Origin of the sequence: Pontibacter vulgaris (genome assembly GCF_022758145.1) — a bacterium.
GTDB lineage: Bacteria > Bacteroidota > Bacteroidia > Cytophagales > Hymenobacteraceae > Pontibacter > Pontibacter vulgaris.
Genome location: NZ_JAJVDH010000002.1, coordinates 303590 through 317486, shown reverse-complemented (window position 1 = coordinate 317486; position 13897 = coordinate 303590). Strand labels below are relative to the sequence as shown.

10 protein-coding genes and 1 tRNA gene are annotated in these 13897 nt (G+C 46.7%); 7 read left to right on the top strand and 4 right to left on the bottom strand.

Going from position 1 to position 13897, the window contains the following annotated elements; genetic code table 11:
* Positions 1 to 17 precede the first annotated feature (17 nt).
* Positions 18 to 233, top strand: coding sequence for a hypothetical protein (locus LWP20_RS02390; RefSeq protein WP_242926510.1), 216 nt, complete (start codon positions 18 to 20; stop codon positions 231 to 233).
* Between the two features lie 76 nt (positions 234 to 309).
* Here the strand turns inward: LWP20_RS02390 and rfbC are convergent, their stop codons facing one another.
* Positions 310 to 852 (bottom strand): dTDP-4-dehydrorhamnose 3,5-epimerase, encoded by a 543-nt coding sequence (gene rfbC / locus LWP20_RS02385; protein WP_242926509.1) that lies wholly within the window; start codon positions 850 to 852, stop codon positions 310 to 312.
* Between the two features lie 43 nt (positions 853 to 895).
* Positions 896 to 2014 (bottom strand): glycosyltransferase family 4 protein, encoded by a 1119-nt coding sequence (locus LWP20_RS02380; protein WP_242926508.1) that lies wholly within the window; start codon positions 2012 to 2014, stop codon positions 896 to 898.
* 138 nt (positions 2015 to 2152) lie between these two features.
* Here LWP20_RS02380 and LWP20_RS02375 point away from each other — a divergent pair, with 138 nt between their 5' ends.
* The 4 genes from LWP20_RS02375 to ppk1 all read left to right on the top strand — a co-directional run bounded on the left by LWP20_RS02375 (position 2153) and on the right by ppk1 (position 6991).
* Positions 2153 to 2881, top strand: coding sequence for a c-type cytochrome (locus tag LWP20_RS02375; protein ID WP_242926507.1), 729 nt, complete (start codon positions 2153 to 2155; stop codon positions 2879 to 2881).
* A 1-nt stretch (position 2882) separates the two neighbouring features.
* Complete coding sequence (gene hflX, locus LWP20_RS02370; protein WP_242926506.1) at positions 2883 to 4070, top strand: GTPase HflX; 1188 nt, start codon at positions 2883 to 2885, stop codon at positions 4068 to 4070.
* A gap of 223 nt (positions 4071 to 4293) precedes the next feature.
* Positions 4294 to 4788: a SixA phosphatase family protein gene (locus LWP20_RS02365; RefSeq protein WP_242926505.1), complete on the top strand. Its 495-nt coding sequence runs from the start codon at positions 4294 to 4296 to the stop codon at positions 4786 to 4788.
* Between the two features lie 106 nt (positions 4789 to 4894).
* Positions 4895 to 6991, top strand: a complete 2097-nt coding sequence (ppk1, locus tag LWP20_RS02360) for a polyphosphate kinase 1 (protein ID WP_242926504.1) — start codon at positions 4895 to 4897, stop codon at positions 6989 to 6991.
* A gap of 108 nt (positions 6992 to 7099) precedes the next feature.
* Here ppk1 and LWP20_RS02355 read toward each other — a convergent pair whose 3' ends face one another.
* Together LWP20_RS02355 and LWP20_RS02350 are read right to left on the bottom strand one after the other, a co-directional pair.
* Positions 7100 to 8149 carry a DUF6268 family outer membrane beta-barrel protein gene (locus LWP20_RS02355; protein WP_242926503.1) on the bottom strand — a complete coding sequence of 350 codons (1050 nt, stop codon included), beginning with the start codon at positions 8147 to 8149 and terminating at the stop codon, positions 7100 to 7102.
* A gap of 85 nt (positions 8150 to 8234) precedes the next feature.
* Complete coding sequence (locus tag LWP20_RS02350) at positions 8235 to 12041, bottom strand: metallophosphoesterase (RefSeq protein WP_242926502.1); 3807 nt, start codon at positions 12039 to 12041, stop codon at positions 8235 to 8237.
* Positions 12042 to 12470: 429 nt separating this feature from the next.
* Here LWP20_RS02350 and LWP20_RS02345 point away from each other — a divergent pair, with 429 nt between their 5' ends.
* Positions 12471 to 13697 (top strand): Pycsar system effector family protein, encoded by a 1227-nt coding sequence (locus tag LWP20_RS02345; protein ID WP_242926501.1) that lies wholly within the window; start codon positions 12471 to 12473, stop codon positions 13695 to 13697.
* Positions 13698 to 13755: 58 nt separating this feature from the next.
* Positions 13756 to 13827, top strand: a tRNA-Arg gene (locus LWP20_RS02340).
* The last annotated feature ends 70 nt before the right edge of the window (positions 13828 to 13897 follow it).

Here is a 13897-nt window from a genome sequence, read left to right as displayed (position 1 = left end):
AGTATAAAATAGAGAGAATGAAAAAGCTTTTCAAAATGTTGAGGTGGACATTAGTAAGTATCTTAGCCTTTACAGGAGTTTTAAATCTTTCCCTCTATCTAATCTCCTTTTTTCAGGATGAAGTATCTGTTCCGTTAAATAGAAATGAATTTCTGATTGCAAGCATTCTATTTTTGATTGTTAGCGTGGTAGTTGCCAAACTAAAAATTACTGGAAATAGATATATAGATTAACTTCCCATTCTAGATAAAAACAGAGAAGCCGGCAATTTATAGTTGCCGGCTTCTCTGTTTTTACACTTTTCGCCGCTTAAAACGGCGAATCAAAATCTTGTAGCAATGGCAATATCTCGTCCTTCGGCGAAACCAGAGCCTCCGTAACACCCCAGTCTATACCTAAAGCCGGGTCGTTCCAAAGTATGCCACCTTCTGCTGCCGGCGCATAATAATTGGTACACTTGTACAGAAAGGTCGTGTTATCTTCCAAGGCTACAAAACCGTGGGCAAAACCTTCCGGCACATAGAACACATTTTGCTTTTCGGCATCCAGCACACAGGCAACATGCTGCCCGTAAGTAGGCGAATCTTTACGCAGATCTACAGCAATATCAAGCGCCTTGCCTGAGCTTACCCGCACTAATTTGCCTTGTGCATACGGGTGCTTCTGAAAATGCAAACCGCGCAAAACGCCTTTCTTCGACACGGATTGGTTATCCTGCACAAAATCGGGCTGAAGTCCAAAAGGCTCGAACCATTTCATGCTGAATGTTTCTAAAAAGAAACCACGGTCGTCGCGAAAGATACGTGGCGAAAATTCGATAAGGCCCTCTATGTGAAAAAGCTTGTGTTCCATTGTTATACTTTGTGCTGCACCCGCAGCTATACTTTAAATAAATTTATACTTTAACTTTTGCTGTTACTTCGGCTATGGCATGCAGGTACTTTTGTATCACATAACTGTCGTTAAACTTTTCTTCGGCTATGCGGCGGCTGGCTTTACCCATTTGTTCCAGTTCGGCATCACTTAGCTGCATCAGCTGTACCATTTTAGCAGCCAGGTCAGGGGAATTTCGCAGGCGGCACAGGTAGCCGTTTATTCCATTTTGTACTACCTCTCGGCAGCCGGGCACATTAGTGGCAATCAATGGTTTTGCCATGGCAGCAGCTTCCAGCAAAGTGCGCGGCGTGCCTTCGCGGTAAGAGGGTAATACTACGCAATCAGCCTGCGCTACTACAGTTGCTACTTCATCGGTAGTTCCCAGGTATTCCAGCACACCGGTTGCCAGCCACTCTTCCAGTTTCTCACGTTTTATACCTGAGCGGCTGCGCTCGTCTACCGCGCCCAGCAACTGAAATTTAACTTCGGGGTATTGCGCTTTTACCTGCGTGGCCGCCTGCACAAACTCGGCCACACCTTTATCATACAGCACCCGCGCTACCATCAGAAAAACAAACGGGTTATGGCGCTCATACTTTGCAGCCGGCACAAAATCCTGCAGGTTTATACCTGAACCGGGAAGCACCTCGGTTATACCTGCCCGTACCAGATTGTGGCGCAGAAAAAGCCGTCGGTCGTCCTGGTTCTGGAAAAACACTTTTGCCGGATACCGGAACGCATACTTGTAAAGCCGCAGTGCTATGTTGGAAATATGATCTTTGGTAATGAAAACCGTACCCAGGCCCGATACATTGTTAATAGCCGGAATGCCTGCCCAGTTTGCTGCTATAGCGCCGTAAATATTAGGTTTTATAGTATAATGCAGCACCACATCCGGCTTTACGCGGCGATAGGTTTGGTACAGTCGCCAGGTTAGCAGCAGGTCTGTAAAAGGGTTTGTACCTTTCTCCATAAGTACCGGCACAAACGTACAACCGGCTGCAATCAGCTTATCTGAATAGGCATCGTGCGGGGCTATTGCCAACACCTCATGTCCCTCCGCCAGCAGCGCTTTTATTAGGCTCATGCGGAAATTAAAGATGTTCCAGGAAGTATTTATAACAATAGCTATTCGCATACAGGCATTCGCACCATAACAAAGGGCGACAAAGATACAGCAGTTAAAGCGCTAAAAAGTGCTAAGTTAGCCAATTTAGCGCTATCCTCAGAAAAATAGCGTAAATTGCATACATTACTTTCGACTAATAGCAAAATCATGCCCATCACTGCCTTTTTACACACTCACATACTTGTGGTGGTTATCTTCCTGCTCTTTTTTGCGACTAAAACATTGCTTTTGCTATTAGACAAAAAAGAAATGCTTGCCACTGTCAGGAATAAAACCAAAGTACTGGACATGATTCTAGGCACACTCATACTTGTTACCGGCGGCTGGATGCTGCTTAACTACAATGGTGAGTTACCGGCTTATCTCCTTTTAAAAATCAGCCTGACGCTGATTGGTATTCCGCTTGGCATTATTGGATTAAAGAATGGAAGCAAAGTGCTTACCTCATTAGCCCTGCTCCTATTTATTTATACTTATGCCGTAGCTGAAGCCGATGCCATTGGATTGCTGAACAATGATGACGCCGAAACTTCTACCCTTCCAGTTAACGAATCGCCTGAAACAGATGCTGCCGAAACCGGCGATTCAACTTTCAGCGAATCAGAAGAAACTCAAAATGAAATTGTGGCCTCTATGAACGAAACTGCATTGGCCAACGCACAGAAAGTTTACGTACAACAATGCGCCACATGCCATGGCGAAGATGGCCAGAAAGGCGCCAACGATGCAGCTAACCTTGCAGCAAGCTCGTTAAGCATGCACGACATGAAAGATGTTATATCGAAAGGGCGCGGCCTGATGCCTGGCTTTGGTGAGCAGCTAAGCGAACAGGATATAGATGAGCTGGCTGCGTATACCTTGACGCTAAAAAAATAAAATGGGTAAAAAACAGTTTTACGAAACCGCAAAACCGCAGGAAACTGCTGTACTGGTAGCCGTACCAAGCTACCGCCAAACCGATGAGCAGACCCGCGAGTACCTCGACGAGCTTGCTTTCTTAACTGAAACCGCCGGGGCTAAAACATTAAAACGCTTTGTGCAGAAGCTTGATAAACCAGACCGCGCTACGTTTGTGGGCAGTGGTAAACTGGAGGAAATTCAGGCATATGTAAAAGAGAATAACGTGGACATGGTTATTTTTGATGATGACCTTAGCCCTTCGCAGGTACGAAATATAGAGCGCGAACTACAGGTAAAAATTGTAGACCGAAGCTTACTCATACTTGACATATTTGCCCTGCGTGCCAAAACCGCCCAGGCGCACGCCCAGGTAGAAATGGCGCAATACCAGTACCTGTTGCCACGCCTTACCAACCTCTGGACTCACCTTTCGAAACAAAAAGGTGGTATCGGTATGAAAGGCCCTGGTGAAACTGAGATCGAGACTGACCGCCGTATTGTGCGCGACAAGATTGCCTTGCTGCGTGAGCGCCTCACCAAGTTCGAAAAACAGAATTTTGAGCAACGCAAGTCAAGATCCGGTATGGTGCGTGTAGCGCTGGTTGGGTATACCAACGTGGGTAAATCCACTATTATGAACCTGCTTTCAAAATCAGAGGTGTTTGCTGAGAACAAGCTGTTTGCAACCGTAGATGCCACTGTCAGAAAAGTAGTTCTTGATAATATCCCGTTTCTGCTTTCTGATACGGTTGGGTTTATCCGTAAGCTACCTACCAAACTTATCGAGTCGTTTAAATCTACGCTGGATGAGATTCGTGAAGCAGACCTTTTACTGCATGTTGTAGATATCTCGCACCCTTCTTTCGAAGAGCAGATTGAGGTAGTAAACAATACACTGAAAGACATTAACTGCGCCGATAAACCGGTATTGCTGGTATTTAATAAAATTGACCAGTACCTGGCCCAGCGCGAGCAGGAACTGCGCGAAGAAGAAGCCGATGTGCGCCCATCAATAGACGATCTGAAAGCTACTTATATGGCCAAGATACATGCACCGGCCCTCTTTATTTCTGCTACAGATAAAACGAACATTGAAGAGTTGCGTGGCGAACTGTTGCGCCGTGTTGCTGCCATACATTATGAGCGCTACCCGAATAACGTGTAAGTGCATCAGGTATAAATACTGAAGTATAAAAAGGGCTGCCGGTTGTGCAGCCCTTTTTATTTGCCTCTTCATAAATAACCTCATACAGTAATAAGCACTCCTCCGCGTCATCAAATGTAGTATAGCACAAGCCGGCACAACCATTTTACACTGCTTTCAGTAAAGACACAATGCCACAATACCCGTAGCCATACAAGGGTAGTGGCCCTGTGATTGAAACCTTATGAAAACCCTATATATACTGAGACACGCCAAATCGAGCTGGAAGTTCGAAGAGCTCAGCGACCATGACCGACCGCTTAGCAAGCGCGGGCGCGATGATGCCCCGTTGATGGGACAGGAGTTAGCTGCCCGCCAGGTAAAACCTGATATGATCCTGTCGAGCCCGGCTGTGCGCGCCATTACCACCGCCACATTGGTTAGCAAAGAACTTGATTATGACCCTGATGATGTTGTAATAGACGACCGCATTTACGGTGCCGACAAAGACGATCTCCTGGAGGTGGTGCGTGAGACACCAGCTGATGTAGACAAGCTGCTGCTGATTGGCCACAACGATGCCTTAACAGAGTTTGCCAATATGCTGGCGCCAGAACCCGTATCAAGTATACCTACAGCAGGTATTGTAGCAGTGCAGTTTGATTGCGAAAGCTGGTTTGAAATAAACCGCGGCAATGCAGAGCTGCTGTTCTTCGATTTCCCTCAGAACTATAAATAAGCCCGGGCATACACCTGCCATACTTTACAGTTACAAACTGTACCTATAACCATATAACCGGCCAGCCAACCATACACTTTTGCCGGTAACCAAGTATAAACCACCCATGGAAAAAGAGAAAGAACACGCCCATAAAGAATCAGAACAATACCCCTTTATAAACCGGGAACTCAGTTGGCTCGCCTTTAACTACCGTGTGTTACAGGAGGCCAAAGACGAAACCGTACCCTTGCTTGAACGCGTGAAATTCATGGCTATTTTTTCGTCTAACCTCGATGAATATTTTAAAGTACGGGTTGCTACACTCAAGCGCCTTATCAACTTAAAGAAAAAAACGAGAGAGAAACTGCAGGAAGACCCATCCGAAACATTTGACCAGGTAATTTGTGAGGTAAAGCGCCAGCAGGAAGAATTTGGTAAAACTTTCCGCAACAGCATTCTGCCTGCCCTTAAAAAAGAAAACATACACCTGCTCACAGAAAAAGACCTGAACCCGGAACAGGAAACGTATATTAGGAATTACTTTTCCGAAAATCTGCGGCCGCTTCTGTCGCCTATTATACTTGACGAAACCGAAACGCACATTTTCCTGAAAGACCAGACAGTATACCTAGGCGCGCAGCTATCTGAACCACAGGACGCAGGTTGTAAAGCACATCGTGTGGCTATCATTGAAATACCAACCAAAAAACATGGCGGCCGCTTTATAAAACTCCCAACCGTTGGCGACCAGCGCTATGTAATGTTTATTGATGATGCGATCAGGTTTTGCCTGCCGGCCCTGTTTCCTGAGTATAAAAAGTTTGAGGCGCATGCCGTGAAAGTGTCGCGCGATGCAGAGCTGGACATTGAGGAAGAAGTATCGGGCAACCTGATGGCCAAGATCAAAAAAAGCCTTAAAAAGCGCGAAACCGGCTACCCTGCCCGACTGCTCTATGACCCCGAAACACCCCAAAGTATGCTGGATGCTTTTATGGCACACACGGGCATTTCTGAAGACGAACTGGTAGAAGGCAGCAAGTACCACAACTTCCGTGATTTTTTCCAGTTCCCGGATTTTAACCTACCTGAATTAAAGTATGAGCCACAGCCTGCTCTGGTGCACCCGCTACTCGAAAAAGAACCCAGTATACTTAAGGCAATGCAAAAGCAGGATTATGTTGTGCATTACCCATACCAGTCGTTCGATTATGTTTTGCGTTTGTTCAGGGAGGCTGCCACAGACCCGCAGGTAACAGCAATCAGTGCCACCCTGTACCGTGTAGCCGATGACTCAGCTATTGCCAAATCGCTTGTAAAAGCTGCCAAAAATGGCAAACTGGTAACAGTGGTTGTAGAGCTGCAGGCGCGCTTCGACGAAGAGTCTAACATTTTCTGGGCAGGCAAATTGCAGAAAGCAGGTGCTAACGTAATCTTTAATGTGCCGGACCTGAAAGTACACTCTAAACTTGGCCTGATTACCCGCAACGAACGAGGTAAGCTGGTGAATTATGCCTACCTAAGCACAGGCAACTATAACGAAGATACCTCCAAAATTTACTGCGACCATGCCCTCTTTACCTCCGACAAAAGGCTGACGCGCGATGTGGAGCAGGTTTTCAACTTCTTTTTAGACCAGCAAACCGACAAGAAATTCAAGCACTTGCTGATGGCTCCTCTGGTGCTGCGCGAGCGCCTGGTAGAACTTGTGAACCGGGAGATAAAAAATGCAAAAAAAGGCTTGCCTGCTTCTATCATTTTAAAGTTGAACGCCTTGCAGGATGAGCGCATGATCAGGAAACTTTATGCAGCCAGCCAGGCAGGTGTAAAAATTCAGTTATTGGTAAGAGGGATTTGTTGCCTGCAGCCTGGCATAAAAGGCGTTAGCGAAAACATAACCATGCATAGTATTGTAGACCGTTACCTGGAGCACGCTCGTGTTTACATTTTCCACAACAATGGCGATGAGGAATACTACATTGCTTCTGCCGATTGGATGACCCGCAACCTGAACCGCCGTGTAGAAGTAGCTTTCCCGCTTTACCAACCAGATATTATTAAACAGGTAAGAACCATCGTAGACCTGCAACTGGCAGATGATACAAAGTCGCGCAACATCGATAACAGTTATGTAACTTCTGATGCACATGTGCGCGCACAGTATGCCACCTACGATTATCTTCGCAGCCTGGTGCCCGAAGGTATGAACCCGGTGAAAGTGTAAACGAGCTCTCTTTAAAGTATAAAAGGCCAGCTGTTGCAGCTGGCCTTTTATACTTAATTTTGGCTATACTTTGCGGCCGAACAAAACAGTATGCTACGCTGCTTTTTATTAAAAAGGTCTCTTTCTGACTTGGCCTTTTTCCATCCATTTGCGTGGTGCCACCAGGTATAACTCTACACCAATGTAGCCCGCACCGGCAAGATCATTTTTTATCAGTTCATCTTTATCACCTGGTTCCTCGAAAACCCTATGCCTGTAATACTGCCGGAAACCACCCTCCACGGCAAACCATACAAAGTCATAGATTTCACGCTCCATGCGCAGCAGCCCTTTTATATCTGTACGCCGTAACTCAATCTCTCCAAATTGCTGCAGCTCTGTAGCATCTGCAAAAATATCGTAGCTGCCACCTTCCAGGCGGTATCCTGCATATAAATAGGTTTTTTCGTCAACATTCCGTCGTACCCTAACAGCAGCAGGGAATATAGCCTCTACTCCCCATTTATCGTTAAAGGTGCGGTTGTACAGTATACCAGGGTAAATCCGCTGTCTGCCAAAAACCCAGCCGTATTCTACGCCAACGCCAATAGAGTAATAAGGAGATAGCGACCAGCCATAAGCCAGATCTATAGTTCCTTTAAAGTAATCCGAGATATTGATGTCGTCGCGGGTGTAATCTCCGTTAAGCTCCCCCTTTGCACGAATCAGGTAAAACTTGCGGGAATCTATAGAATGCTGGTAGGCAAGCTGCAAACCTACACTTTTCAGGTTTTTGTCTTCCAGGTAGCGATACAGGCTATAAGATGTTTCTGAAATATCTTCGAAGTTAAACTCCTCCAGTTCATAATTAAAGCCTATGATAAGCTTTGTCTGAGGCCTGTTTATCAGGGGGGCGCCGACTGAAGCAGAGAACTTATTGTGGCGTCTTACGCGCCCTTCTCCGTTTCCTATTCTGGGGTCATCAGACTCAGACTCTATATCGAAGCCAGGGAGGCGTTCATACTTGATGACTATTCCACGGGGCCTTGGTTGCCCCTCTACTCCCGGACCAGCATATGTAACAGTGTCTACCTGATGGTGTTCGGTTGTCTGGGCAGTGGCGTGCCAGGTAATCAGCAGCAAAGTAAGCAGCAATATATTGGTAGATATTTTTTTCATAGTTTATCAGGTAAGTTATAGTAACTAAAAGAGTAAGCACAGAGCCTGAAACTACAGCTCCTGCGCTTACCCCTTATACGTTTTCTTAAAAAAAGAACCCAAAGTCGAGCGTAATGAGCTTATCTTCTTCGCCTACGGCATAGGTTACAGATGCGACGTTCTTTCTCATGAAATCTGCCCAAATGCCACCTCCTACTCCCGTATGAAAGTTGCGGAAGAAGCCTTCCTGCGGTATACCGTCATTGTATACGCGGCCGGCATCAAACAAGCCTAATACACCCAGCTTGGCGGGCGTTAAGTATAGGTTAAAATCGAAAAGCTGCACCCTTGCCTCGGCATTGGCAAACACCACGCTGCGGCCTGCAAACCTGGTGCGGCGGTAGCCGCGCAGGTTATCCATACCTCCTAGCGTGTTGGCCTGATAAAAACGATAATCGCCCCAGTTGTGTGCAAAACCCAGGCGGCCAGCCCATGTAAGCTGCAGCGGGAAATTCGGGCTCAGGTAAAACATAAACTCAGAGCTTAGCCTTGTAAAGTGCAGCTGCTCGTCGTCGGTTTGCCTGTTATAGCTGAATTTACTGTACCAGCGCATGCCGATGTGCGGGTTTACATCATTATCACCGCCAATTACATCCATATCCAGGAAAGCGGCTGCACCAACATAGTGCTGCGACTCAAACTCGCCTTTCTCAAAATTATAAGTACCGGGTTGCAGACGGCCAGCCTGGGCTTCCTGCACCAGGAAGTTTTCCCGGTTCGGGTTAACTACTTCAAAGCGATCGTAAGTAGGGCCTATACCAAATTTAAAGAAACCGGTAATATCGTTTGTCAGTGCCGCATTTAAACCAAGACGCTTGTAGCGTACGCGGTAAAAGCTATCGTCCCGCTCTGCGTCCTGTTTCGAGTTATTGCCAAACCCGTAGAAGTTGCGCTGATACTGCGGCCCCTGCATCAACGCATTCAACCCAAGGTTCCAGCCTCCCATTACCTGCCGCACATCGCCGGTGTAGCACACGTTAAACGAGTTGGTCAGGAAGGCATAGTTACCCTCCAATATGTGCTGCGAAGCGTATGGGTCTTTCCGGAACTTCTGGGTTCGCAGCATTACGCCGGCGCCCAGGAAAACGCCATCGTCCGGGTTATACTCTGCTGAAAGGCGCGGCCCGATGTAAGGCAGTTTATAGTTGTTACGGTCGTAGAAGTTTACATCGGGGTGTTCTGATGTTTTTGTTTTCGCCTCAGGGCCAAGTGTAAAGGTATTGGCAGTATCAGAATCATAAACTATAGTATGTTTTCTTAAACCCGATACATGCGAGTTGTCAGTAACAATATCTTCGTTGTTGCCGCCAATAATGCGAACCAGTATACTTTTATCTACATCGCCGGAGATCTCGAAGCGGTCTTGCCCACCTAAACCATATAAGCGGATTTCCTTTGTTTCGTTTGTAAAGAAAGTGCGTTTGTAAAGCGTATCGCGCAGCTCACCTTCTTTTGTAATCTTAAGTACTGTTAACTGAACCTGCTCATCACTTAGTCGGTTAAGTATAAACCGCTCGTGCTTGTCGCTGCCGGCTACATCTACCATTTTGGCCATATGCTCATAGTATTGAGCTGCGGCCTGCGGCAATTTATCGCGTCTCGACTTTAGCTTGGCAATAATCTCAGCTCCTGAAATGGCACGCACCTGCTCCGGCCATTGTGCCACAGCTTCCTCTATTATGGCATCGGTCATGTTAGCTTTTATGTCTTCTGCTATACTTACCCATTGCTGGCGGGTAACGCTGGAGGTAAAGGTACGGTCTATGGTTAGCGAGGTAAGGTTAAGGCCTACAATATCCGGGTAATCATAGCCGAAGTTCTGCACATTCCGCACGCCCCATTTGCGGGTTGCCAGCCATGGCAATATGCCATCTGCTTTAAAGAAAGCCTGGTCTCTGTCTTCAGGTATGGGAGTGTAGTATTTAGTTTTGTCTCCTTTTTCTTCTTTCCAGCGCCACTGCCCTTCATGCCGGTCCCAGTCGCCGATGAGCATATCGAAAAGGCGTGCCCTGGCAAAAGCCTGTTCATTTACCCGGAAATCGTTATCCTGCTGTACTTCGCGCAGCACTTTATCTGTACCTACCAGGTTTTCAGCGTAACCCAGGCTGGCCACGTCTTCGTGGTTCTCGTCGGGGTCTTCTTCTAAAAAGGCTAAGGTGTTGCCAAATTCATCCAGGTACTGGCGCAAGTATGGCGTATTAGGGATGTATACCAATTTAGGATTAGTATGATATACTTTAGCGGCATCGGCCAGCTTGGGAACTATAAGCGCACCGTAAGGGTGCTGCGCCGACATCTGGTCCTGCAGCAGTGCTTTTGCCGCTGTTTCGCGCAGGTAATCGGGCAGTGCCAGGGTTGGGTCTTTGTCTACGGTGCGAAGTACAAACTCGCGCGCATCGGGGTTGCGTACTTTAAGCGATGAGGTCTGTTTTCCGCCTCCTTTCTGGTAAGGTGTAAGCCCGCCAAGCTCATTTTTCATATCGAGCATCGGCACATTTACCTTTGTTGCCCACTCTTTGCGGTAATGCTCTCCTAATAATTTGCTTCTGAAGCTTCCGGCTACATAATCCGCGTTGGCAGCCAGCGTAATCGTGCTATCGGCGTAGTTGTTATTATCTTCTACCAAAGGTACTTCGCGACGTGGCTTTTTGGCGTATATAGGAGTTCTGAAAGTTACTTTACCCGTAGAGCCATCTCCTTCCGGCACCCAGAATTCTGTCCAGGCCTCGCCGTTTTCATAATACAGCACTTTTGCAAAACCTTTTACATCCTGCACATAACTAGCTGTACCACCAGGCCTTACATCCTGCACCTTACACCCTGAACCGCTAACAATATGCCCCAGGTTGTTGTGTTTATAATACTGGAGCGCATGCTCGTGGCCGGCAGCATATACTATATTATCATACTTATCAAAAATCTTGAGCAAGCCTTGTACATAGGCCTGGTACCTTGGGTGCGGGATATCCTGCAAAATACCGCCATACTTACGGGCAAACGGGTAAATAGAGCCGATGATAGGCAATGGCAGGTAAATCCATTCGCGCAGTAAAGTCATAGGAAAAATATGGTCTTTCAGGGTAAAGAAACCACCATGCACCCCACGGCTCATGAGTGGGTGGTGCCCTACTACAAGAATATCTTTACCGCTGTTCTTCTCTATTATATCTTCCAGCTTTATCAGAAAGTCGGCCTCATCGGCGGTGCCGCAGTTGCTGTTGTTGCCATAAGGGCGATCCCAGGGGTGCAGCCACCATTCCGAATCAATAGCAATAAGCACAATATCATCCGATATCATGACCTCATATGGGCCAGGGCAACCATCGCCGGGTACATAAAAGTCGCCGCCTACAACAATGCCTTCTTCGGTAAGGTAGCTGTTTACATAATTTTGCTCACGCATTACAGCCTGCAAGCCACCGCGCCCGCTGTGGTTCCAGTCGTGGTTACCCGGTATCATATACTTTTCTCCGGGGTAGCCTTTCATAATATCAAGCTGTTCGTTGAGGCGCTTTTCAGAAACATCACGGTCATACTTATCGGCCTCGGGCAAGCCGTTATAATACACGTTATCACCCAGAAAAATGGTGGCACTTTTTGCACCTGCTTCCTTTAACTGCGACTGCATCAATTTAAGGGAGGGCTCTTGTTGCTTAAGATCCGGCGCTCCCACGTCACCGATCAGGAATACAGTATACAGGAGCTTATTCTCAGTATCTTGTTTACGTTGTTCCCAGGTGCTTGCTTCACGGCTATAATAGGGGGTTTTAGCTGTACAGCCTGCTATAACTATAACCAGCGCAATACGCAACGAGTGAAGTATAAAGTGTGGTAGGGTCTTTCTTTTTTTCATGAGTACTTGGTAGCTAATCAGCCTGTTCTAAGCACAGCCTGCAAACCCGTAAAGAGGTCACCAACGCCAGTAAATGCTCATACATATCAGACAATATGCCTGAAAGAGGCCAATGCTGCAGTAAATAAGTGGTTGCTTTTGCCATAGCGGGTGATGTTTGCTCTGTGCCATTGCCTTTGAAATACAGGCAGGAAGTGCTGCAGGTGTGGCAGAACTGAGATTCATAACGAGTAGTAAAAGATTTTAGTTGTTTCGCCTGGCGCACCTTATATACAACCCGATTGCTACCCGAAAGTTATACAGAATGACATCCCTTCAACCAAAACCCCAATTCAGCGTAACGGCAGATTACCATGTGCATCTGTTTTAGCTACCTGGCAGCCTTTTGCACTGATCTACACGCATACCTATCAGAAGTAAATACCAATTATGGAAACCCAGAATATTGTCAGAAAAGCCAACGAGTACATCTTTAATCTCTTTAAAGAAAAGCTTTCTAAAAAGCTAGTATACCATAATTACAGGCATACTTTTGATACAGCACAGGAAGCGGAAGACCTGGGCAAATTGCACAAGCTGAGCCCCGAAGAGCTACAGGACCTGGTGCTGGCAGCGTGGTTTCATGATGCAGGCTATATAAATAAATATGAAGGCCACGAGGCAGAAAGCGCCCGCTTTGCTTCGGAATGGCTGGCAAAACAAAACTATCCGGAAGAACGCATACAGCGGGTAGTGGATTGTATAATGGCTACCAAGCATGGCACTGAACCGGAAAACCTGCTACATGAGTTACTGGTAGATGCCGATATGTCGAACATTGGTAAAAGCAATTTTTTTGCAACAGCCGAACTGCTGCGCGTGGAATGGGAAATTTTTCAGGACAGATCATTCAGCGACCGGGAGTGGGAGCAGTTTCAGATGGATTTCCTGCTTTCGACAACCTTCCATACCAATGAGGCACAACGCAAGTATGCCGAGCAACTTGGCCTGAACATACAGGAGCAGCGCAGCCGCCTGAGCAAGGAAACCAAGAAGCAGAAAAAGCAGGACAAGAAGCACTATGAAACCATGGCGCAGCCGAAACGAGGCATTGAAACCATGTTTCGCAATACCTATCGCACGCACCTGAACCTGAGCGCCATTGCTGATAATAAAGCCAACATGATGATCAGCCTGAATGCGATTATACTTTCAGTCATCATCACATACCTAAGTGCGAAATCATCCGTTATCGGCACCGATTTTGCACAGCACCGTACCTTGCTTATTCCGGTTGGTACACTACTGGCCACAACGCTTGGCTCGGTTATTTTTGCCATTATTTCAGCACAGCCCGAAATCACAAGTTTTGCCCTGAAGAAGAACAAGAACAAAATGGTAAGCCGTAACGTGAACCTGCTTTTCTTCGGCAACTTTACCCGCATTCCGCTGGAGGATTTTCAGACGGGCATGAATGAGATTATGAGCGATAAGCGCTCGCTTTATAATAACATGATCACAGATATTTATTACCTGGGCGAGGTGCTGAGCCGCAAGTATAAGATCCTGCGCATTTCATACACTATTTTTATGGTTGGGCTGGTTTTAACAGTTATAGCATTTACCATTGCTGTAGTATTTAACCAAACTGTAGCTACTAAGTTTCCGCCGTTGTAATCTGTTTGTATAAAGTATGTATTTGCTTTAACTTTGTTACGCTGGCATGCCAGCAACCGGCCCTGTAGTTCAACGGATAGAATAGAAGTTTCCTAAACTTTAGATCCGCGTTCGATTCGCGGCAGGGCCACAATCACCTCCTCAGATTTCCTTTTCCGGCTCCGATTGTTTATCTTTAAATGGATTGCTTTACATAAGGC